The sequence below is a fragment of the Velocimicrobium porci genome (genome assembly GCF_009696045.1).
GTDB classification, from domain to species: domain Bacteria; phylum Bacillota; class Clostridia; order Lachnospirales; family Lachnospiraceae; genus Velocimicrobium; species Velocimicrobium porci.
The window spans coordinates 13,902-36,137 of record NZ_VUMT01000024.1 but is presented as its reverse complement, the minus strand read 5'-3'; the positions used below and the strand labels follow the sequence as shown (position 1 = coordinate 36,137).

18 protein-coding genes and 2 pseudogenes are annotated in these 22,236 nt (G+C 41.6%); all 20 read right to left on the bottom strand.

What is annotated here, in order from left to right:
* Window positions 1-247: 247 nt before the first annotated feature.
* Window positions 248-1,192: pseudogene (locus FYJ58_RS12535) on the bottom strand (ArdC-like ssDNA-binding domain-containing protein); the annotation flags it as partial.
* A 68-nt stretch (window positions 1,193-1,260) separates the two neighbouring features.
* Window positions 1,261-9,912: a DUF3849 domain-containing protein gene (locus FYJ58_RS12530; protein WP_154520061.1), complete on the bottom strand. Its 8,652-nt coding sequence runs from the start codon at window positions 9,910-9,912 to the stop codon at window positions 1,261-1,263.
* A 193-nt stretch (window positions 9,913-10,105) separates the two neighbouring features.
* Window positions 10,106-10,630, bottom strand: coding sequence for a restriction endonuclease (locus FYJ58_RS12525; protein ID WP_205839254.1), 525 nt, complete (start codon window positions 10,628-10,630; stop codon window positions 10,106-10,108).
* Window positions 10,617-11,516 carry a TIR domain-containing protein gene (locus FYJ58_RS12520; RefSeq protein ID WP_205839253.1) on the bottom strand — a complete coding sequence of 300 codons (900 nt, stop codon included), beginning with the start codon at window positions 11,514-11,516 and terminating at the stop codon, window positions 10,617-10,619. Before FYJ58_RS12520 ends, FYJ58_RS12525 begins: the two co-directional genes overlap by 14 nt.
* 49 nt (window positions 11,517-11,565) lie before the next feature.
* On the bottom strand, window positions 11,566-12,468 hold the full coding sequence (locus tag FYJ58_RS12515; RefSeq protein WP_154520058.1) for a hypothetical protein: 903 nt from the start codon (window positions 12,466-12,468) through the stop codon (window positions 11,566-11,568).
* Window positions 12,469-12,649: 181 nt separating this feature from the next.
* A complete protein-coding gene (locus FYJ58_RS12510; protein ID WP_154520057.1) occupies window positions 12,650-12,979 on the bottom strand; it encodes an XRE family transcriptional regulator in 330 nt (109 codons plus the stop codon).
* A gap of 12 nt (window positions 12,980-12,991) precedes the next feature.
* A complete protein-coding gene (locus tag FYJ58_RS12505) occupies window positions 12,992-14,095 on the bottom strand; it encodes a DUF5688 family protein (protein WP_154520056.1) in 1,104 nt (367 codons plus the stop codon).
* On the bottom strand, window positions 14,095-14,229 hold the full coding sequence (locus tag FYJ58_RS15095; protein WP_262563265.1) for a hypothetical protein: 135 nt from the start codon (window positions 14,227-14,229) through the stop codon (window positions 14,095-14,097). Before FYJ58_RS15095 ends, FYJ58_RS12505 begins: the two co-directional genes overlap by 1 nt.
* Window positions 14,230-14,243: 14 nt before the next feature.
* Window positions 14,244-14,510 (bottom strand): hypothetical protein, encoded by a 267-nt coding sequence (locus FYJ58_RS12500; RefSeq protein ID WP_154520055.1) that lies wholly within the window; start codon window positions 14,508-14,510, stop codon window positions 14,244-14,246.
* Between the two features lie 15 nt (window positions 14,511-14,525).
* Complete coding sequence (locus tag FYJ58_RS15460; RefSeq protein WP_268892684.1) at window positions 14,526-14,768, bottom strand: topoisomerase C-terminal repeat-containing protein; 243 nt, start codon at window positions 14,766-14,768, stop codon at window positions 14,526-14,528.
* A 180-nt stretch (window positions 14,769-14,948) separates the two neighbouring features.
* Window positions 14,949-15,218, bottom strand: a pseudogene (locus FYJ58_RS15455) (DNA topoisomerase); the annotation flags it as partial.
* 25 nt (window positions 15,219-15,243) lie between these two features.
* On the bottom strand, window positions 15,244-15,420 hold the full coding sequence (locus FYJ58_RS12490) for a transposon-encoded TnpW family protein (RefSeq protein ID WP_118699295.1): 177 nt from the start codon (window positions 15,418-15,420) through the stop codon (window positions 15,244-15,246).
* 69 nt (window positions 15,421-15,489) lie between these two features.
* On the bottom strand, window positions 15,490-17,058 hold the full coding sequence (mobQ, locus tag FYJ58_RS12485) for a MobQ family relaxase (RefSeq protein WP_205839252.1): 1,569 nt from the start codon (window positions 17,056-17,058) through the stop codon (window positions 15,490-15,492).
* 319 nt (window positions 17,059-17,377) lie between these two features.
* A complete protein-coding gene (locus tag FYJ58_RS12480) occupies window positions 17,378-17,710 on the bottom strand; it encodes a DUF3847 domain-containing protein (protein ID WP_154520052.1) in 333 nt (110 codons plus the stop codon).
* A gap of 207 nt (window positions 17,711-17,917) precedes the next feature.
* On the bottom strand, window positions 17,918-18,493 hold the full coding sequence (locus FYJ58_RS12475; protein WP_331464198.1) for a winged helix-turn-helix domain-containing protein: 576 nt from the start codon (window positions 18,491-18,493) through the stop codon (window positions 17,918-17,920).
* An 87-nt stretch (window positions 18,494-18,580) separates the two neighbouring features.
* Window positions 18,581-19,081 (bottom strand): hypothetical protein, encoded by a 501-nt coding sequence (locus FYJ58_RS12470; protein ID WP_154520065.1) that lies wholly within the window; start codon window positions 19,079-19,081, stop codon window positions 18,581-18,583.
* A 78-nt stretch (window positions 19,082-19,159) separates the two neighbouring features.
* A complete protein-coding gene (locus FYJ58_RS12465; RefSeq protein WP_154520051.1) occupies window positions 19,160-20,479 on the bottom strand; it encodes a sensor histidine kinase in 1,320 nt (439 codons plus the stop codon).
* A gap of 4 nt (window positions 20,480-20,483) precedes the next feature.
* A complete protein-coding gene (locus tag FYJ58_RS12460; RefSeq protein WP_328597855.1) occupies window positions 20,484-21,194 on the bottom strand; it encodes a LytR/AlgR family response regulator transcription factor in 711 nt (236 codons plus the stop codon).
* 262 nt (window positions 21,195-21,456) lie between these two features.
* Entirely contained in the window at window positions 21,457-21,645 is a 189-nt protein-coding gene (locus tag FYJ58_RS12455; RefSeq protein ID WP_154520050.1) for a hypothetical protein, read from the bottom strand.
* Between the two features lie 240 nt (window positions 21,646-21,885).
* Window positions 21,886-22,236, bottom strand: coding sequence for a hypothetical protein (locus tag FYJ58_RS12450; protein ID WP_154520049.1), 351 nt, complete (start codon window positions 22,234-22,236; stop codon window positions 21,886-21,888).

Here is a 22,236-nt window from a genome sequence, read left to right as displayed (position 1 = left end):
TGAATTAATTTTTAAATCTACAATGATGCTGCTTTTTAAAATCATACTGTTTACCTCCATGGTAACAGTATAGCATCTGTACATTTTTATTTTGGATTTTTTGTACATATATATTGTACCATTTATAAATACTCAGCTTATCATCCTCACTCATAGCTGAAAGAACGTCCATAAGCTCCTGTCTGTCCATGCCCACAACACTCACAAGACTGTATTTTGTCAGATCATCATTCTGTATCAGAAGAATACTCTCCTTATTCTGTTCCTGCTCCACTGCCCTGTCCTTCTGTAACTCTGCTAATCTGTCCTCAATGCCTGTGATCAGCTCCGAAGCGGTCTTTCGTATGGTATCAAGGGAAGATTTCAGTTCTTTCATATCCCGGTCACTGCTCCATCCGGCGATATACCCAAAGGAATAGTCCGAGGTATCAATACCGAAGTGCTGGCACACCGTATAGGCGACACTCTCTGCTTCCACTTCCTTTGTGTTGCGGTCTTTGTCTAAGACCGCATCTATATCCTGATTCCGTTCCCGGTCATGAAGCTTTGCGTGTGCCACCTCATGGATAGCGGTCTTTACGGTCTGACTCTGGCTCATGCCCTCCTGTATGGCAATCCGGTGGTCTGTGGTATGGAAATATCCCTTTGCCTCCCCTTCTATATCTTCATAGATAATGGGAACCGGGGAAACCTCCGTAAGTGCCTGCATAAAGTCCTCGTAGTCCTCCACACTTCCCGAAAGCTCATTTACCCCTATATCCGGCAGTTCCTTTCCGTCCGTCTGTGACACATCAAAAACCGGAACCACACGAAAGGCGGGTATCTTAATCTCCACTTCCTCCGTAATGGGCATTCCGTTCTTGTCAAGCATGATCTCTCCTGTTACCGGATCAAGTTTCTCCTGTTCTTCCTTAATCTTGTACGGTGCCGGGGCAAGGATACGGATACCCTTTTCCCCTTTTTTAACGTGCCTGTCAAAATTCTTCTGCCAAGCCTTGAATCCGGCCACTAACGTAGCGTCAGGCTTTTGCATTGCAATTAACATGGTGTTGTTAAAGCTATAATTATGGAATTTTGACATGGTATTCAGATAGGTCTTGTACTTCTCGCTTTCAAAAAGCTCCTTGATACCCTGCTCCAGCTTCTCCGTTATTTCCTGTACTTTCTGTTTTTCTGTTTTAGCGTCTGCCATTGTATGTCCTCCTTATCATAAAAACAGGAAAAAGCAGATAGATTGCTACCTGCTCTTTCCGTAAAACTTTATAAACTTTCTTCTTTTCCTTTGCTCTTTGTGACTTCCGGTTTCTCCGGCATCTTCTGATCGGATATTTTCTGCTTCATCTCGGCAAGTTTCTCCTTGACGGATACCCGCCCTCTGGAACCGTCTGCTAACATCCGCTCCTTGTCATGCTCTGCGATACGCTCCGACATCAGAAAACTTGCAACAGGCTTTAACGGTTCATCAGCCACCGCCTGTATATCTTCCGCTCTGTCCGGCTCACCCTCCTGTGCCTGTGTACTCTGCTCTCCGGTTTCTTCCTCCGGCTCATCATCGCCCATATCCAGCGCATTATCGCCCTTTTCGTCCATATTAAGAAGTGCATTTAACTCTGCAAGGCGCTCTAGCTTCTCCGCCAGTTCCTGCTCCTGTGCAAAAGGTTTTGTGACTTCCACCTTTGCGGTTTCAAGCTGATGTTCCACGTTGGAAAGCTTCTGCTCCACATCTGCCATTTTCCCAGTCATTCCCTCTAGTGCATTGGAAAGTCTTTGCAGATTTCCCAAAGGATCAGCTCCGATTTCCACCTCATGGCTAAGACTTCCTTTTAAGCTGATCGTAAACTTGGAGAAGAACGAGTCAAAAGACACGCTCATCTTAAAGCCCTGATATTCTCCGATTGTGACCGCCATATTTGGTTGTTTGGCGCTCCGGCACATATCAATCAACGCCGCACCCGCTTCCTTTTTGTCCGTATAAGTGCGGTTGCCTATCTTCATGGAAAAAGCATCCTTATCCACAGGCTTATGCGCCGCATAGGTCTGAATGTCCGTCCGGTATCCCTCAAGCCTTTCTTTTAAGGCTGTGATCTGCATCGGGTAATGCTTTGCGATATTGTCCTCCAGACGGTAACGCTGGCTTGTGTGATTCGCCTTTAAGAGCTTCAGCTTTGACACCTGTATGTCTAAGTCCATCTTCTCCTTGATGTAAGGGTTTCCGGTTGCAAGTGCCTTGACCTCTGCATAAGAAAGCGCCGCTTCGTCAATGTCCTCACAGGAACGTACCGGGGACTTGCTCGTCATGATCTGCCCGATAAACTTCTGCTTATTCTCAATGAGCTGCCATGAATAACTGTCGAAGGTGCCTTCCGTCACATACCGGAAAATCTTGACCTTATCATTCATGTTTCCCTGTCGTAAAATACGACCTTCCTGCTGTTCAATGTCAGACGGACGCCAGGGCACATCCAAATGGTGTAATGCAATCAGTCTGTCCTGTACGTTGGTTCCGGCTCCCATTTTGGCAGTAGAACCCAATAAAAAACGAACCTGTCCGCTTCTTACCTTTGCAAACAGCTCCGCTTTTCTTTTCTCTGTATTGGCATCATGGATAAATGCGATTTCTTCCGGTGGGACACCCTTTTCTATCAGCTTGCTGCGAATGTCTTCATAAACATTAAATGTACCATCTCCTTTCGGTGTCGATAAGTCACAGAAGATAAGCTGTGCCGACTTCTGTTCCTTTGTTTCTTCCCATATCTCACATGCCTTGTCCACACAGGTGGTGGCTTTGGAATTATCCTCATCGGGAAGCATATCATTGATTAATCGCTGGTCTAATGCAAGTTTTCTACCGTCATTGGTGATTTTGAGCATATTGTCAACGTGTGGCTCTACCTTCCTATCACGAACAGCCTCCGCACGATCCGCAAGGGACTGTACCATTTCTTTCTGATACTCGCTCGGCTTTAACACCACATTTTCGTACTCTGCTTCCGGTACAGGCAGCTTTAGCATATCCGGTGTCTGAATATCCGCACTTTCTTTGAAAAGCGAAATCAGCTCCGGCAGATTGAAGAACTTGGCAAACCTTGTCTTTGCCCGGTAGCCGGTTCCCTCTGGTGCAAGCTCTATGGCTGTCTGCGTTTCTCCGAAAGTAGCCGCCCAACTGTCGAAATTGCCAAGACCGAGTTTCTGGAGCGTATTGTATTGCAGATAGCGCATATTCGTATAAAGCTCCGTCATGCTGTTAGAAATCGGTGTACCTGTTGCAAAGGTAATGCCCTTGCCGCCTGTCAGCTCGTCCATATACTGACACTTTGCAAACATATCCGAGGACTTCTGTGCTTCCGTCTGTGCAATGCCCGCCACGTTCCGCATCTTGGTGTATAAGAAAAGGTTCTTATAATTGTGGCTCTCGTCTACAAACAGCCTGTCAACACCAAGCTGTTCAAATGTTACTACGTTGTCCTTGCGGGAAGTATCGTTTAATCGGCTCAGCCTTGCGCTTAAAGATTTTTTCGTCTTTTCCATCTGCTTAATGGTGTAACGCTCGCCCTTTTCCGCCTTGACCGCTTCGATTGCCATTTCTATTTCCGTTATCTGCCGCTCAATCATGGCAGCCTGTCTTTCCGTTGAAAGCGGTATCTTTTCAAACTGCGTATGCCCGATGATGACCGCATCATAATCCCCGGTTGCAATACGGGAACAGAACTTTTTACGGTTGGCAGGCTCAAAATCTTTCTTTGTGGCAGCTAAAATATTTGCACCCGGATACAGGCGCAGGAAATCACTCGCCCACTGCTCTGTTAAATGATTCGGTACAACAAATAAGCTCTTTTGGCAAAGCCCTAACCGCCTGCTCTCCATTGCTGCAGCAATCATTTCAAAGGTCTTACCCGCACCCACGCAATGGGCAAGCAGGGTATTATCCCCATAAAGCTGATGTGCCACCGCATTTAGCTGATGCGGTCTTAATGTAATGTCCGGTGTCATGCCCGGAAACTTTAGGTGGGAACCATCATACTCTCTCGGTCTGGTGGAATTGAAAAGCTCGTTGTACTTGGCACACAAGGTCTGTCTGCGCTCCGGATCACGAAATACCCAGTCCTTAAAGGCTTCCCTTATGGCTTCCTGTTTCTGGCTGGCAAGCGTGGTTTCCTTTTTATTAAGAACTCTCTTTTCCTTTCCATCTTCCTCTATCGTATCAAAGATACGGGTATCACGAAGGTTTAAGGAATCTTCCAGAATGCGGTAAGCATTTGCCCGGCTCGTTCCGTATGTCATGTTGACAAGTGAATTGCCACGATCCACATTTTTGCCCTTTACGTTCCACTGTCCTGTCACATCGGAATACTGCACCCCAACAAGGTTGCGGTCAAAAAGGTAATCCGGTGTTTCAAAGGTTTCCCGCATGAAATCCTCGATGTACTTAGGCTCAATCCATGTGGCACCGATACGCACCTCAATCTCGCTTGCATCAAGCTCCTTTGGCTGTACACCCTTAAGGGCTGTGACATTGATTGCAAACTCCGGACGGTTCTCTGCAAAAACCCTTGCGGTTGCCAGCTTCTCCCGGACATTGCCGCTTAAATACTCGTCTGCGGTTTCCCACTTTTCTGTAACCGGATTCTGGAAAATAATTCCGGCAAGTTCCTTTGCCACATCTTCCTCGCTTTTTCCCGTAAGCTCCGACATATAGGCTAGGTCTACCCTTGCCTTTTCCCCTAATGACACCGCCAGCGCTTCGCTTGCGGTATCCACGCTTGTGACAACCTCTGCCTTTTTAATGGTTCTCTTAGAAAACATATCCGCCTTGCCTTTGAAGTTGCCCTCATCGTCAAGCTTTTCCAATGAACAAAGCAGACAATAGCTTGAGTCTTGATTAAACGCTCTCTTATTGGTCTGTGAATTGATCAGACCGTATTTCTTGGAAAACGCATCATACAGCTCATTAAGCTCTGCCTGCTTGCTCTTAATCATATCTTCCGGATATTCGTTCAACTGATAATCAATCAGCTCCTGTGTACAGTCACGAATCTGCACCATGCCTTTCATACGCTGCTCCATCGTTTCTGATACGTCCACAGGCTTCATAATGGAATTTTCCCGGTAATACACCCTTTCGTCCACGATCGTGTAACTGTAATTCTTCACGTCTGGATCGGCGGGTATTGCTTCTCTTGCCAGCTCATCGTCAAGCTCATCGAACTCTACCCCGTCAATGCTGCCCTCGATATGGGATATAGCCTTTTCAAGCTGCTTGGATAGAGGAATGGCTGTATCCGGTGTGCAGGTGGCTTCCATGCCAAACTGCCCGCTGACCATTTCCATTTTTCCCATGATCATTTCCGGGTGGTCTGCAAAATACTGGTTCATGGCTATGCCATCTTCATTTTCACAAAGATGTACCCAATCCGGCTCGATGTCGATTACCCTGTCACGCTTCTTTAAGAAAAGAATGTCCGAAGTGACCTCCGTCCCTGCATTTTCCTTAAAGGCTGTGTTTGGAAGCCTGATTGCTCCAAGAAGCTCCGCTCTCTGCCCAAGGTACTTTCTGACTTCCTGGCTTTTCTTATCCATTGTTCCCTTTGAGGTGACAAATGCCACCACGCCGCCCGGTCTGACCTTATCTAAGGCTTTGGCAAAAAAATAATCGTGTATGAGGAAGTTATGCTTATCGTAGGCTCTGTCTGCCACCTTGTATTGACCGAATGGCACGTTTCCGATTGCCACATCAAAGAAATCATTGGGATAGTCCGTCTTTTCAAAGCCTGTGATCTTCACATCGGCATTCGGGTATAGCTGCCTTGCAATTCTTCCGGTAATTCCGTCCAGCTCCACACCATAAAGCCTGCTCTCCTGCATATTCTCCGGCAGCATACCGAAAAAGTTTCCGATACCCATTGCCGGCTCCAAGATGTTGCCTTTTGAAAAGCCCATTCTTTCCATCGCATCATAAATCGCCTTGATGATCACAGGGCTTGTATAGTGGGCATTTAAGGTGCTTTCCCTTGCTGAATCGTATTCCTCGGCTGACAACAGGCTCTTTAATTCCTGATATTCACTTGCCCAGTTCGCTTTGGTTTCATCAAAGGCATCAGCAAGACCGCCCCAGCCTACATATTTTGCTAAAATCTCCTGTTCTGACCGTGTGGCAATACGGTTTTCTCCCTCAATCTTTTCAAGCGTTCTGATTGCTTCCAGGTTCTGACGGAATTTTTCCTTTGCCGCAAACCCTTTTCCGGCACTTTCCTCTGTTTCCGGAGCAATGTGGAAATTGACTGCACCCGATTTGTCAATCGGCGGCTGTTCCTTTGGTGCTTCTGCTTCATTCTGCGGCTCCGGTTCGGCAATCACTTCACTTTCTTGCATAGGATTGGACAATTCTTTATTTTTCTGTTCATATTCACCCCATACTCTTTGGGAAACAGCAGAAAAATAAGGAGATTCTTCTTCCATAATGCTGAAGCGAATCTCCTCCATGTCCTCAAGGCTCTTTGCCCCGGCTATTTTATCATGGTACTTAAAATATAATGCTTCCCTGCCAAGAATGCCCTCCAAGCGTGCCAGTTCAGGGTCCGGCATACGTTCCCAAATATCATCCTTCTCCGTATGAATGGTAAAGCCTTCTCCGTCATCATGGTACTCAAGCGTATATTGCAGCTTATCATGTTCCCCACGAATATCACACTCAAAATCATAGACTGTTGTTCGTGTACCTCTGATATATTCCCGGTCTATCAATACAATGTTTTGAACATCATCCGCAGTCAAAGGCGGTTCTTCTTTCTGCTCTATGGAAGGCTCGCCCTCATAACGTGACGCATACTGTCCGGCATCCTTTAGCAGTCCGTCCATCTCCAGAGCTTTTTCTGTTTCGCCGCTGATTGTCTGCATCATTACATAGTCTGCCGCTTCTGCAAAAAGGAAATCATAGACCTCTTTTCCCTCTAAAGTGCGCTCATCGTCAGAAATCGTGACCACCTGTGTTTCCTCGTTCCAGCCAACCACATCTTTCCGTTCTAATGCTCCGCAGATTTTAACCACAGCCGACATTTCAGACAGTCTTTTATTTAACTGCTCTATGTCTGCTTTTTCGGTTTCAGGTGCTTTTGCTTCTCCTTCAGAAATGGTTTCTGTTTCTTCCCTCTCCGGTACAGGCTGTTTTTCCAGCTCTCTGTCTAATTCCTGATACCGCCTTGCCTGATTGGTAAAACCGTCAAGCACAGCCGGATGCGAGGTTACAATGAGATCTCTCGTATTCCATTCTGCACTCGGTACAATGCCCTTTGCCCATTCCTTGTTATTGACAGAAAACCGCCCGTCATGGGATAAGTGTGTAATGGTATTGGCAAGGACATATTCCACACGTTCCTTTCCATACTGCTCTATAACACCTTTTGCGGTATCTCTCGGAAGCGTGGTACCGTCAAAGTTTTCTGCAATCGCCTTCTCAATGGCTTCCTTACATTCCAGGCGGGTGCCATGCTCTAACTTCTCCTGTTCTTTTTGCATGGCTTTCTCTGCCTGTTCCTGTTTGTACTGTGCATAGGCTTTCTTTCCCTCCGGTGAAAGGTATTTATCTGCCTGCACAAGCTCCCGGACACGTTTCTCCACTACATTCCAGTTTAAAAGCACCTTTGCGTAAGGACTGCCATAGTTACCTTTCTCCAGACGGATACCTTTGGCATCGTGATCCTCGTGCGCTCTGTCACTTCCCGGAAGTGCGTGGGAGCTGCCGCCCGTACCATATTCATTTTTCAGAAAAGCAATGTTATCTTTCTTGTCATGCCCTTCCATGAAATACTCATAGATACGGAACTTTCCATGTTCAAAGCCGCTTCCTCCTGCCAGCCTGTAATCAATCTCGTCCTGTGTGATGAAGTTCTCATTCCTTACTTCCACCGTATCAGGTGCCGGGAATTCTTTCTTTTCCACACCTAAATCCGCAAGCTGTTCTAATAAATAATCCGGTCTTTTCACATACCGCCATTTAATCTGCTTTTCTCCGCTGTCAAGCTGTGCTTTTGCCTTTTCAAGCTCATCCTGAATCAGTTCTCTGCCCTCAGTGGTGGATAAAAGCTCACATAGCCTTTCCATGCTTGCCGGGTAGTTAGAAAATTTAAGTTCCAGACTCTCCGGCATTTCCGATATTCCGTCACGGAAGAAATTGTTAATGTCCGTAGCAATTCTCTCACGCTCCACCGCATCCACAAGAAATACTTCATTGGCACTCATATAAGTACCATTCTCCACCATAACACGGATATGGCTCTCCACTTCGCTCCAGCTCATCACTGCAAGGGTATTTTCCTTTGCCGATGTACCGTAACCGATACGCATCCCCATTTCATCAAACCATAAGGACACGGGATTTCCGTCAAATTCAAAGCCTTTTCCGGTGGTCTTATATTCGTTCTTTAAAAACTCCGTCATTTCCTCCGGGGACTTGCCCTGCTGGTACTTGGCATAGATACGTTTTCTGCTGTTATCCCTACCGCCGCCACTACGCAAGATACTGTCAATCTGCTCCTGTGGCAAAGAAAAAGCAGCGGGCATGGTATATTGAATACTTGCTTCCGCTGCTGCGATTGTGCCAACCTGTTCCTCAAAGCTCGGAAACAGGCTTAACTGCTGATAGGTTCCCTCCGGCTGTTCGATATTTAACTGTAGATTAGTTCCGTCATCACGATCTCCTCTGCCGAGTGTACGATGCTGTTCATCTTCGCTACCCAGAGCATCTGATTCTCTGCTTTCATCTGCTCCGTTATCCCCTCTCTCTCCTTCATCTGTCCGGTCAGAAGCTCCATTCTCTCCTCTGCCTGCTCCTGTATCATCAACAGGTGTTCCTTCAGCTTCCCGCTCAGAAGAAGTCCCGTATATACTCCGTTCTTGTGTTCCTGTAAAAACTTCTTCCTCATCAGTCCGTACTTCGTCAGTACCTCCTTCGGCTGTTCGTCCATTACTACCATCGGTATCTGATAATCCCCGTTCTTCTCGTATGTCAGATTCATCATATTTGCTCCTTTCCCCGGCTTCTCCGGTCTGTGTGATAGATTCTCCGTCTTGGCTTTCGCTTTCACGCTTTAAAGCATTGTAGCGTGTTTCTGAGGTGTTTGCAAGTCCTTTTTGAGCAGAATTTTCCGCTGTGCGATTCTCTGCTTTCTCCCTCTCATACACCCCGATTGCTTTGCCTATCTCCATCAGGATAGGCTTTGATAAATCGGACACGTTACTGCCAAGCTGTGACAGCGTTTCCACTGTGTTAAACTCATGGATATAAGGGAAATTTATTTCTTCGGCAAGCTCACTCTCCTCCATGCCACACCGCTTTAAAACGGTATAGGCAATGCTGTCGGCAAGGGTTTCCCGTATCCTTACTTCCACGTTCAGCTCGTCCAGTTCCTCTAAAAAGCTCCCTTCCTTTAAGTATTCCATATCCGAAGCAAGCTCCTTATAACAGTCCTCTGCAATCCGTCCGGCAATCTCCCGGATACGTCCCACAAACCCGCCTTCCCTGTCGGTGTCCCCGTAAGTCTTTTCCAGACGGGAAATCACCGCTTCCATGTGTTCCTCACGCATTTCCCAGAGGTTAGGGAATCGTCCAATTCTTCTTGCCTTATGCACGTCTGAAATATCAAAGACGTATTTCAAACCGGAAAAACTGTCCTCATCAATCAACGCAATGCCCTTTGCACCTTTGTTTACCCAACAGTACATCTTTTCATTCCATATCTCTATGGAAGCACAGGCGGTTGCATCCGGTCTTTGGGCATAGATTAAAAGCTGTTCCTTGAACGGATATTTGTACAGTCTGGAAGCAGTATTTAGGTATCTCCTCCAGTTTTCTTCATTCCGCACGACTTCTTTTGCTGTTTCTTCTGCCAATACGGAAATCAATTTATATTTTCTCATGGTAAACCTCCATTCTTATTTGATTTTCTGCAACAAAAAAGGTGGCTATGGTTCGTTCATGAGCCATTGCCACCAGTGACGGTAAACTTTATTCAACTTTATCTGCTCCTTTCTCACATATGAAAATAGCACTTAAGATTTCTCCTAAGTGCTGCCTTACAACTATTACGTTATTTACAATTTGTTTTAAAGACTAACCATTAACAACTAATTCGCATATTTTATTTTTAATAAGTAAAATAATATCATCCGTCGTATCAAGAGCAAGTATTTCGTCTTTCTCCAATACAATAATTTGTATATGCTTCCTCAAATATCCTGTCAATATGCTTTGTGCTCTTTTTACTTCATCATTTTCTTTAGTAATACCATGTGCTGCCACTAAAATTCCAAAATCCAATCCTCTATCCTCGACTTTAGTAGCAAACCAATTTACATCAACACTTTTAACCGGGTTGCTCCAATTCTTACATTCAACAAGAAATATATTATTTAAAAAATGTAAGCCATCAGAAAACTTATCATTCCAAATTGACACATCTACTTCTTCTGTATTATATTGATTCATAGAATTCCTTTTGGCAATAACTACTCCAGGAATCATTTCAAAAATATAACACGCTAAATCTTCATATAGTTTGCCTTTTTCTTGCTTTGTTGAAGTTTTTTCACTATCTTCAATATATTTCCTTATCTTTTCTTTATCATAGGGAATCATTTTCACAACTCCTCCCATGGGCACCTAAATTTCTAAAATACCAAATCGCCTGTGCAAGTCCATATTCAAAAACTTTATCTACAAAATTTTCGAATTCAACCACAACAATATTAGGAACCCCACTGTGATAATCTATAATATTGCTCTTTTTGCTATAATACAAAACAAATATCAATTCTTGATTTTTAGAAATGGAAGCTAATTTTCTAATGCATTCATCTAGTTGTTTTCTCGAAATATTACCATACTTCAATTCGAATTTTACTGGATTTACAATCTTATCCTCCAATTCATCAATCCAAACAGCTAAATCATATCCAGCTTCTCTTGTTACATTAGTAAATTTGAGTGCAGCATATTGTCCCTTAAGTTCCTCAAATAACTCAACTACCAATTTTTCAAATTCTACCCCGCTCCCATTATTCTTAATATCTTTAAATTTTTCCATATACATATCTTTGGAAATATTTATTATGGCAGATTTATATGTATTAGCCAAATCTATCTTTTGTATTTTTCTTTTACTCTCTACGAGAAAATTTAAAGGCAAGAGTAAATTTTCCTTCAAATTTTCATTTATTTTTATGTATGTCATACCTTTTAAATCTGTAGGAATATTTGCGTTATCGTCTATTAGTAAAAATACAGCTTTACCTGCCCCGATAGCCATTCCTATCTCGAACAAAACGTTTGAAGCCTTTTGGGTAACTATAGCAATAACAATCTGAGATTCTTTTATAGCATTCAATACACTTGTTGCAATATTCATTCCAACCTGCCCAGAATACATATCAAAATATTCGATTTTCATTTCATTAAGTACCTCTTGTATTGCATTTAATATGTCAAGTGATACATCATATTCTCTCGAAATAAAACACTTCATAAATTCCTCCATATCCAAATATAAGCTTTTAATATTGTTTCAACTTATATCACCTATCAGATTCTATTATTGACCTTAATATATCTACAAGAACATCTTGGCTATCTTTAACTTCTATACCATCCTCATCAACAAACACATTTTTCCCTTGTAATTGTATTTGTTCTAATCTCCATTTAGCTTCGTCTGACATTCTACTGTCATTCATTAAAAATCCCAAAACAGTTTCAGAAAAAATTATCAACTTAGAAATTTGCAAGCCCCAATATCGAGAGTAATATACCAATCCTTTATCATTTATAAAAAAAGTATCTTGTTCTATTTCCTCATCTTTATCCAAAGCATCCGTAGTCATAACCTTAAATAGTAGATTTTCTTTATCCCCAAAAACTAAGCAAGTAGCACCATCATGTATTATAAAATCTCTCTCTACTCTAATAGACTGAAACCACTCCATATTTAAAAGATTATTATCTTCTCCAATATTCTCCGCAATATATTTCAATAAAAAATTATATTTTTTATGTGACTTTTTTAATTGGCTGTATTTACTTGCTTGAGCCTCATCAAATCTTGGCGGTATGCATATTTCCAAAATTTGTTGAATATACTCCAATATTACTCGATATTTTGCAAACAAATATTCAATAAAGCATCCCAATTCAGCGGTTGCTTGATTGTTCATAATCGACAAATATGTTGGAATATACTCATTTTTTTGATATGCCAAATAAGTTCTATCAATACTATTCATTATCACAAGCATTTTTGCATAATCCTGCCGTATTGCTTTTAACTTGTAATCAACTCTTTTATAATCTTCCTCAGATAAACCTTTAAAATAGGACATTTGAATGCACAATGTACTATTGTGAAAAGCATATCCTTTTTTCAAAATATCATATGCTTTTTTGATAATATCCATATTATCAGAAACATGTTCCTTTCCCATATGAACCTCCTTCTATAGACAATACTGCACATATACTATCATGAATATATTGCTATCAACTTTTTTCTCGTATAAATGGTATTATTGCTTAATATCTCAGTATAGCAATTATACCATTTATACGCCTTCATCTCAATTACATTTCATACAACTTCTCGCCATTTGCTTACGCATACCCTTTTTAGAAATAATGATCCTCAATGCCTTGCTCCAGAATACTATGTATCAGTTCCTCAAGCTCCACCTTGTTAATCTCGCTGACAACGATCAGCTTTGCAAGGGTATCCTTAGGAACGGATACCGCATAGCGTTCCTCATCCGCACGAAGCTCATGGACACAGATGCCAAGTCCCTCTGCAATCTTGCACATAACGCCAAGCTCCGGTTCCTTAACTCCTGCCATAATGTCAAGGATTGTTCTCTCCGGCACAGCGGAAATTCTGGAAAGCTCCGCAATCCCGATTTCTTCCTCTTTCATCACGTTTAATAACTTATCTCCTGTTGTATACATATGCAACTCCTCCTATATTACGGCTTCCTTTTTCTTTTCTGGTGCAGAATGCTCTTTCCCGGCATTCATCTTAATAACGGCATCTTTTTTCTCCGCAAGTTTCTCTTTTACTGAAACACGCTCATGACGGTTATCTCTTTTTTCCTCTTTCTGCTTGGAACGTTCCTCTGCCCGGTCACTGCGGAACAGTTCATGTTCTTTGGCATCATACTCATATACATGATCCGAAAGACGTTCTCCCGGCGCCACCTGTGTCTGATTTACTTCCTGTACCATTTGCTCAAGTTCTTTAAACTCCATTCCCGCATCTTTCGGTATAATCAGCGTTTCATGGATTGAAGAAGGCAGCATGTAAAAATCTCCTACCTTCTCAGCGATCTCCTGTCTGATATCATCGTTTAAAATTGCAGCCGCCCCATTTACTTTTGTATCATTTGTCAGCACAAACATGGTATCGGGAATATCCGGCATCATCTGCATTGCCATTTCTTTTGCTTCATCCATACCCACATTTTGTTCTCTTGCAATATCAACTGCAATCATCTCCACAACCGTCTCATTCATTCCTTTGAAACTATGTGGCTGCAAAGTATCCATATTCTGCAACGCCTGGTCATGCAGTTCTTCAAGTGTGATTCCATATCCATCCATCAGATTATCTGTAATGGTAATGGTCGCAGTTCCTTCTCCTGTTTTATCCATTAAAATCTGATACACGACTGCTAAATCTTCCAACTTGGAATATGGTTTATCCTGAAGGAACTGTTGATTTGCTTCCTCGTTGATCAGCTTACATACAATTTTTTCCTTAATCTTGTCAAAATCGGTAACTGCCGATACATCTATATCATGATCTATATAATGTGACTGATAAACACTTGCAATCTGAGCTAATACATCATCCAATTCAGCTCCATCCTGTATCTGCTCAAAATATGGATTCAGATAAATGGTAGGTGCAATATTGCTTTCTTCTGTTCTTACCATCAGACCGTCCAGAACACAGTCATTATTCTTTACAATCTGATTAACCTCAACTGCAGCATCTGAAAACTTTTCAGGAAGAAAATCCTGTATCTGCTCTTTTACCTGTTCTACAAAATCTCTGTATTCCATTACTTTTTCTCTCCCTTCTTGGTGTCATTCTGTGATTTCTCTGTCAGCTTTGATACTGTGGCACCATACATTTGGTACCTCTTCATCATGTTTCTCTGGCTTGTTACATTGATTTCTTTTTCTAACTGCTTCATTCTGGCTTTCCTCCCTATTCTGCTTTTCTTCCAAATGAAAATGTATCTTCTTTTTCCTTTTTTGGGGCAAATCTGCCCTTGACTTCCAAAAGCCTTTTTTCCATGATGGAAAACATGGCTTCTACCTGTTCCTGTGTGTACTCATAGCTGGTGCGGTTGGAAAGGTTCTCAAGCCTGCCGATTGCATCAATGACCTTGTTCACACGATACTCCCCAAGACGGACAAACTTGTCCGCCTTGCTCTCATTGTCCTGTACTTTCTTTGTTTCTTCTGCTCCCATTGTTACGTCCTCCTTTTATTTTTTCTTTCCCGTAAATTTCTTATTGGGAAACTCCATGACAAACTTAAACTGTACACCGGACTTTTCTTCTCCGTCCTTTGTGTAGTGGTATTCTTCCGTACCGCTCGGAATGATATAGGCATCGTATTTCTTGCCCGCCTTGCTCGTAAGCCCCTTTAACAGTGTCTTTTTCCCGGCAAGCAGGCTTTCCACCTGTTCATCTGACAGGGCAACGCCCATGATCCGGCTTACATTCATGCCGCACTTATTCTTACAGAAAGCTCCGTATTTTCCCTTTACTACTTCTCCGCCGCAGTTCGGACATTTACCAAGTACCTTCTGCTCCTGTGCAAACATCTTTTTCTGCTCGTCACTGACTTCGTGGTAGGTGTGGATTAAGTCAGATACCATTGCTTCAATATCTGCCATAAAGTCTTCACGCTCCATCTCGCCCTTTGCAACAAGGGTAAGGGCATTTTCCCAGTCAGCGGTAAGTTTCGGGGACTTCACCACATCGGGAAGCACCGTAATCAGCTTCATTCCGTCCTCTGTGGGGAACATCTGCTTTTTCTCACGCTTCACGAAACCGTCCTTGACTAACTTCTCTATAATGTCTGCTCTGGTGGCAGGTGTACCGAGTCCTTTGCGCTCCACATCGTCACTCATGTCCTCGTTTCCGGCTCGCTCCATTGCAGACAGAAGGGAATCTTCGGAAAGATTTTGTCAAGGGTAGTTAAGAAAAATCTTCACTGTTTATGTCATGTAATATCAATCTATTAATCTTATCCGTCATGGTTTCCTTGCTCGTTTTACTGAAATGAATTGCCACGTTGTAGGTAGTTCTTCCGATTTTCTTTTTGATATGCGGACACTGTTCTTTGTCCGTTGTCTGCTTTTCTGTCTGTTCCATAAATCTCCTTTTCCCAACGTAAAAAGGTGCATGAAATCTTTTCTGTTTTCCATGCACCTTACGCTGTGGTTAAATTGTGTTTTCGTGTTTCTTATCCCGGTTCTGCTCCCTTGCCTGCTCGTCCGCTCTCTGCTGTGCTTCTATTTCCCTGAGATTGCCTTTGAAAACGGAAAGCCTTGCAAGGTCGGTAGCAACCCTACTGCTTTTTCTCTGTATCTGCTCCTGCTGTGCCAACACCTCCGCTAACTGCTTATCAATATATGGCTTTGATATTTTCATATTTTCCGGCATGACTGCCTTTACCCTGTCACGATATATTGCATAGTTTTCAAGCTCTGTTTCATGCTTTTTCTTAAAGGAATTTTTCCTCAATCCGCTTAATGCCTGGTACTCTTTCATGACTGGCTGATACTGCTTGTAATCGTCATAGTCAGATACCGCCTGCGTCCACTTCTCATAACGCACACTTAACTCTGAAAGTTCTGCCCTGCAATTCTCCAACACCTCTGTCTGCTTTTCCTCAAACGCCCTCACATCTTCCCATGTTTCAAGATGGTTTGTATCAATCAGCTTTGCAAGCAGTTCCACATTACCCAGAAGCCGCTTGTCTTTAAATCTCTGTACATATGGGAAAATCGGTCTTACAACCATTTCTGACCTTTGTTTCTGCAACATCTCCAATGCAGTCTGAACCTCTGGCTTTTGTTTCGGTACGGAAGGATTGATGGATTGATTACCGTCCTTTTCTGTCCGGTTTTTTCTCTCGAAAACAAATCTGAAAACTCCCTTTTTCAGTTCCTCTTTAAGTTCAGAGATAAATCCATAAATCTTCATTATCATGGCATTGTATTTCTCGATTGCACGATTGATATTGCCCCTTTCTGTCCGGATGCCTTTTCGTTCCAATGCACTTGCTCTTTCCCCTAAATGAATGGTCGGAATAAGAGGTATCCCTCTGTCCTTATAGGAACGTGGATCAACACGCTCGGCTATGCCTGCTTTTTCATTGGTGGCATTGATAACTTCAGCAATGGCATTTCTCCATTCCTTTGCCTTGCCTTTCTCATTCCAGTCAATCACATTTACTTTCCGGCTTTTATAGCCTTTTCCGCTGGCATTGGGTATCCGGTTACCGTCTGCGTCAAGGACGTATTCTTTTCTTGATTTTGCTCCCCATGTACCATCCTCATTGAGAGGTCTGAGGGTAAGAAGGATATGGATATGCAGATTAGGCTGTCCTTTATCGTTGTACGAACGATGAATACCATAATCTGCACACATTCCCTTATCTACAAACTGCTCTTTGATAAAACGCTCCATGACCTGCCTTGCGGTGGCTTCGTCCCACTCATTGGGCAGGGAATATTTCAGGCTCCTTGCAAGCTGGGCATTCTTCGCTTTCTCGTTCTTTTCTACAGAGTTCCATAATACTGCCCTGTCTGCAAATTCCGGTGGTGCGTGTTCCGGCAGAAGCACACCTGCACCGACTAAATCCTCTTTGGCAGTTCTGTTATAGGTCATGCCATAATAATCACTGTAAAGGGATGTCCTGCTGATATAGGCTGACTGCTCAACCGCCGACTGTCCTTTGCTCCGCTGGACTATGGATGCCCTGCTGCTAATTGTTCCGTTCTTCACTGTCCTCTCCTTTCCCACAACATAGCGGGTTGCATCGGCAGACTTTGTGGGCAGATGAAAGCACGTCTTTTTGTGATTTCATCTGAACGCAAAGTTCACTAGGGTAGGCGGTTCTTTTTACCGCCGAAGGGAGTGTAGCTCCCTTATAACAAAAGGCTTGCCTTTTGTTCAACAAGGTGCAGGCACCTTGTGTCGGATACGAAGTAGCCGACTGCCCTCTGCAAGAGCCTTCGGAGAACGCACAGCACCGCCCCAAAGGGTGGTGTATCTGTGCGCCCTCAACAAAGTTGAGGGAATTGGCTACAACGCTACACATTCCCTATTCTTCTTCGTTTTCCTCCTCGTCTGCTTCCTCATTTATTGCCGTATCCGGCATTTTTTCCTCCGCCCTTGCAAGCTCCCGTTCAATCTGCTCCATGCAGTTCTTGACCTCTCTTGTGGCAAATGCCACCTGCATAATCCGTCTGGTCTGCTCCTCGCTGTACCTCCTCGGCTCATTAAGGAATGTTTCAAAGTTTGCACCCACCACAATCTTTCTGTGGTTATCTGCTTTCCTCTGCTCCATCTTTGCCTTTTTCATCAGCATATCCAACTTGTTCTTTTCCTGCTCCATGCGTTTCCGTTGTGCTTCGATTTTATTCTCTAAATTCATCTTTCATTACCTCTGCTTTCTTTAAATTTGTTGTCTGTAAAACAGAAAAGCGGTGCTTCCGTTTTATTGGATAACACCGCCTAAATAACTGCCCTGATTCGTTTTGATTTCTGCAATGTACTCCTGTCTCCTTTCTGCTCCTGTCGCTGTAAATGTATTTTACAAATAAAAAAGACAACCAAGATTTTGTTTCTTAATTGCCTGTTTCTATGCTATTAAATTTTTATTGAAACGATAGCCGACTCCCCAAACAGTCTGTATGTAGATTGGCTTGCTTGGATTATCCTCTATCTTCTCCCGAATATTCCGGATATGGCTCATGACGATGTTGTAATCACCGGAATAGGATTCTTTCCAGACTATATCATAAATCTGTTCCTTGCTGAACACTATTCCCGGATGCTTTGCAAGAAGCTTCAAGATTTCAAACTCGGTATATGTAAGCTCTATCTCCCGATTCTCCCGAATGATCACCCGTTGAACTTCATCAATCATAAGACCTTTGAAATTCAACAAATGCTCATTCATACCTGACATCTGAATGACTTCTTCTTTGGTATTTATCAACGATAATATGCGGTTCATCATAGCATCCTCATTATCCTCAAATGTCAGAACTAACATTTTCCCATACACATCACCTGCCTTATTACATTTATCTACTGCTGAAGCTTTGGTAAATACAAAAGAAAGATATTCTCTTATCAGCCAAACAGTGGGGTATCTGCTGTTTGGTTTGAGATATAGAATCGAAATCCTTTTCCAGCTATTACTTTTCTGCAATTACTCTTAATGTGAATTTCTTTCCTTTTGCAAAAGGAGTGAATAAAGCCTTTCCCTCTTATTCACTCCCTCATATACATAATTTGTTTAAGAAATTACTGCATTCTGTCTCCTGTATGTATCATTATCTTTTTGGCTTAACTGCCCCTCAATCTGAGCCAGCTTTTTCTCCAATACCTTAACCTTTTCTTTGTCCCCCGCCGCAGCCTCTATCTGCTGTTCAAGCTGTTTCTTTTCCTCTTTGAGCTTCTCAATCTCTCTGTCAACATTATCTGTATTTGTCGTACATTTCTCTTCCTTTTTCGCTGGCTCCTCCTTTTGTTGAACATCTTTCGCCTTTGCCGCTCTCTTAGGATCATCATACATCACTTTTGGATTACCGTTTTCATCCTGCCCTAAACGATACAGACCACTTGGCTTGCTGCCGGATTTTTCACTACTGATATACTCGTCCTTTGGAATTGAAACACCTTCACTTTTATCTTCCGCCCTTTGCTCTTGTGAAGTTCCTTTTACTTTATCCTGCTCTGTCTGTGCCCTTTCTAAATACTCATTTTTGTAATCCTTATAATTACCGCTTATTTCCATTGACATAAATCGTCCTCCTTTACTTTGTTACAATTAAATATCACTACAATTTTTTATTCGTCATTCATATAGCTGTTTTTAACACACTTGTTGTGAAATGCTTTCTGATTGTTGCGGAATGATTAAAAGAACACTTAAAGTAAATATTGCTCCATCTGTTCTTATTTCCATAGCTCCATGATATTTTTCTGCAACTGCTTTTATGTTGGCAAGTCCAGTTCCGCTGCGAATACTCCCTCTCCCGCTATAACTGTTACTTATTTCAATCAATAGAAAGTCACCCTGCACTTTTCCCGTTACATGAATATATTTTTGTTCGTCATGGTTCATTCGATTGCAGGCTGAAATAGCATTATCTAATGCATTAGAAAAAATAATACAGAAGTCAATATCAGCAATTCCACATGGATATGAAGCAATAAATGAACATTGTACCTCTATCTGATTGTTTTTAGCTATTCCCAATTTATTTCCAATCAGAATATCAAGTACAGGATTATTAGTGCTTACCGGAAATGACATATCCGCTGTTAAATTTTCCATATCACCCATATACTTCAATGCGGCATCTATATTCCCATTCTGTACCAATTCTTTGACAATGGATATATGATTTTTCACATCATGCCGAAATGATTTTGTTTTCTCATAACGTATTTTTGCTTCCTCCACATACTGATTCAAAGAATGTTTTTCCAATTCTAACAGTGATAACTCTCTGCTTAATTTGAAACTTTCCATCAATTTTTTGTAAGAAAACATGATACAAAACAGACTGGCTATCCCTAATATCTGTATAAACAGTATTGGAAATGGACTTATGCTAGGTAAACTGCCATCTGCTTCTATCGTAATGGTATCTCCATAAATATTTAGACTAATATATTCACTCGCTAAAAAAATCAATAAAGTCGGTATTAAAATCATAAGAGCATATTTTGTCCCAACTGTTTCATCATATAAAAAATATTTATTTATAACCTGATAACACAAAACAGATGTAACAAGCGCTATAATGCTGCTCATTATCATAAAGCAAAAGCTAACTGCTTTAGGGTTCTCCAAAAATAAAAATGGAGATAAAATACATGATACCGAATTAGAAATTCCATAGCATAAGTGCATTATTTCAATCATTACAACCGCATATAAACCGACAAATATATTATATGTTTTACATATAAAAAATCCACCTGCCATCAACAGCAGAACATATACCAATAACTCCATAATACTGCCAGCCGTAAAAATCCTCATAACAGTAATTCCAAAAATGGCAAACAATATATAATAAATAAACTTTACCTTTTTCTTAAGAAATCTGGTAAAGAAATGAAAAACTGTCAACATTTCAATGCTTCCCATAACATATACATTGAAAATATCTAATCCATCCATTCTTTCACACTCTCCGTTCCTTCATATATTTCAAAACAACACTTGAAAATTCTTTGCTCCGTAAGCGTGATACCGGTATCGTCTGATCATTTATCATGTATGCCATTCCATTTTTATAACTTTTCAAATAGCTCAAATTAATTAAATAACTTCTATGGCATTTGAAAAATCTCCCATCCAGTTTTGTTTCAAGATTTTCAATTCTGTCATAGTAATCAATAACTTCTCCCGACTTTAAATGCAGATATATTTTTCTGTCTATAATTTCACAAAAAATGATGTCATCAAAGGAAATAATATTGCTCTCGTATCCTTTCTGAACAAGCAAATTTGCTTCATTGGCATTTTGCATGGAAGCAAATAATCTCTCCATTTTTTTGTCAAAATATTCTTCTTCAATTGGCTTTACCAGATAATCATATGCCTGCACTTCAAAAGCCTGAAATACCATTTCCTTTAAAACAGTTATAAAAATCAGGTAACCTTTATAATTCTGACTACGCAGCTTTCTTGCAGTTTCCATACCATCTATGCCATCCATTTGAATATCTAAAAACAAAATATCTATACTTTTGTTGTATCTTAGTAATTCCTCACCGCTCCCAAATTGTGAAATTTTTATTTCTACATTTTTTCTGTGAAAAAAATCAAGTGCCAGCTTTTTAACTTTATCTGATATGTATTTTTCATCATCACAAATTGCAATGTTAATCACATTACCACCTCTTTTCTTAAATTAGTTATTTTAGCATCTATCATCAAATGAAACAATTATAATGCTTTGGAATGTAATTGTAATGTTGTGTAATGCCGAATATCTCAATAGGTATATCGGCAGTATATCAACGAATCTAAATTTTTCGCTTAATATCGTCTGAATTGATTTTCTCTATCCCTAACCTCTCCTGTTTCCTCTGCTCGTCACTTAATCTTCTTGGCTTACGATAACCACATAACAGGAAAAAGCAAATAGATTGCTATTTGCTCTTTCCATAAAACTTTATAAACTTGCTTCCTGACTCTTGGTCTTTGGTTTCTCTTGTTCTACCTTTTCCTCCGTTTAGAGTAATACTTCCCACACCACACAATCCTGCACCGGAAACTCTGCTTACACTCATGCACACACTTCTTGCACTGGTCATTATACTGTATCCTGTTCTTGTCATTCAAAAAGAACACCCACAACCGTTTTTCTTTTTTGCCCATCCTCGCCACTATGATACCCTCCTTCAAAATGTTCAAATTATGTAGCCTTTTTTCGTTTTTATGCCCTTTAAGCGTATCAAAAGGCTTTCAAGGCATATTTACCTGTCCCTTCATCAGGAACGTCTTAAATCGTCAATTTCCTGTCAGAAAAGGCAATCAGTGTTCAAACCGATTGCCCCCTCAGATGTTGTGTCACTTTCTTATTCCGTCTGTATCTGCCAGAACGCAGCTTCAAAATGTGCTAAAACCTTATCCCTTTCTGCCCGCTGTTCCTTTGTCAATGACGGTTCATAATCTTCAAATTCTTCTGTCCCGTTGACCTTTGCCTTATCCACAATCCAGCAGAATTTCCATTTATCCAACAAGTGATGATACAAGTCCTCTACATTGTCGTAGTTGGAATTATTCTCAAAATACCCATCCATGTAATACTCCAGTACAATAAAGCCGAACATTTCATCATATACCACACACATATCTCCCAATTCATCCATCATACTGCGGAACAGTTCCACAACCTTTGTACACTTTCTGATTTCTTCCTGTTTCAT

Bases quoted from the DNA above. Each gene is read 5' to 3' on its own strand.
- FYJ58_RS12530 (WP_154520061.1), bottom strand. From the start codon at position 9,912: ATGAGAAAATATAAATTGATTTCCGTATTGGCAGAAGAAACAGCAAAA.
- FYJ58_RS12450 (WP_154520049.1), bottom strand. From the start codon at position 22,236: ATGAAACAGGAAGAAATCAGAAAGTGTACAAAGGTTGTGGAACTGTTC.
- FYJ58_RS15095 (WP_262563265.1), bottom strand. From the start codon at position 14,229: ATGAAGCAGTTAGAAAAAGAAATCAATGTAACAAGCCAGAGAAACATG.
- FYJ58_RS12510 (WP_154520057.1), bottom strand. From the start codon at position 12,979: ATGTATACAACAGGAGATAAGTTATTAAACGTGATGAAAGAGGAAGAA.
- FYJ58_RS12470 (WP_154520065.1), bottom strand. From the start codon at position 19,081: ATGGAAATAAGCGGTAATTATAAGGATTACAAAAATGAGTATTTAGAA.
- FYJ58_RS15460 (WP_268892684.1), bottom strand. From the start codon at position 14,768: ATGAATGTAAGCCGGATCATGGGCGTTGCCCTGTCAGATGAACAGGTG.
- FYJ58_RS12480 (WP_154520052.1), bottom strand. From the start codon at position 17,710: ATGAATTTAGAGAATAAAATCGAAGCACAACGGAAACGCATGGAGCAG.
- FYJ58_RS12515 (WP_154520058.1), bottom strand. From the start codon at position 12,468: ATGGGAAAGGAACATGTTTCTGATAATATGGATATTATCAAAAAAGCA.
- FYJ58_RS12520 (WP_205839253.1), bottom strand. From the start codon at position 11,516: ATGAAGTGTTTTATTTCGAGAGAATATGATGTATCACTTGACATATTA.
- FYJ58_RS12490 (WP_118699295.1), bottom strand. From the start codon at position 15,420: ATGGAACAGACAGAAAAGCAGACAACGGACAAAGAACAGTGTCCGCAT.
- FYJ58_RS12455 (WP_154520050.1), bottom strand. From the start codon at position 21,645: ATGACAAGAACAGGATACAGTATAATGACCAGTGCAAGAAGTGTGTGC.
- FYJ58_RS12465 (WP_154520051.1), bottom strand. From the start codon at position 20,479: ATGGATGGATTAGATATTTTCAATGTATATGTTATGGGAAGCATTGAA.
- FYJ58_RS12525 (WP_205839254.1), bottom strand. From the start codon at position 10,630: ATGATTCCCTATGATAAAGAAAAGATAAGGAAATATATTGAAGATAGT.
- FYJ58_RS12500 (WP_154520055.1), bottom strand. From the start codon at position 14,510: ATGGGAGCAGAAGAAACAAAGAAAGTACAGGACAATGAGAGCAAGGCG.
- FYJ58_RS12505 (WP_154520056.1), bottom strand. From the start codon at position 14,095: ATGGAATACAGAGATTTTGTAGAACAGGTAAAAGAGCAGATACAGGAT.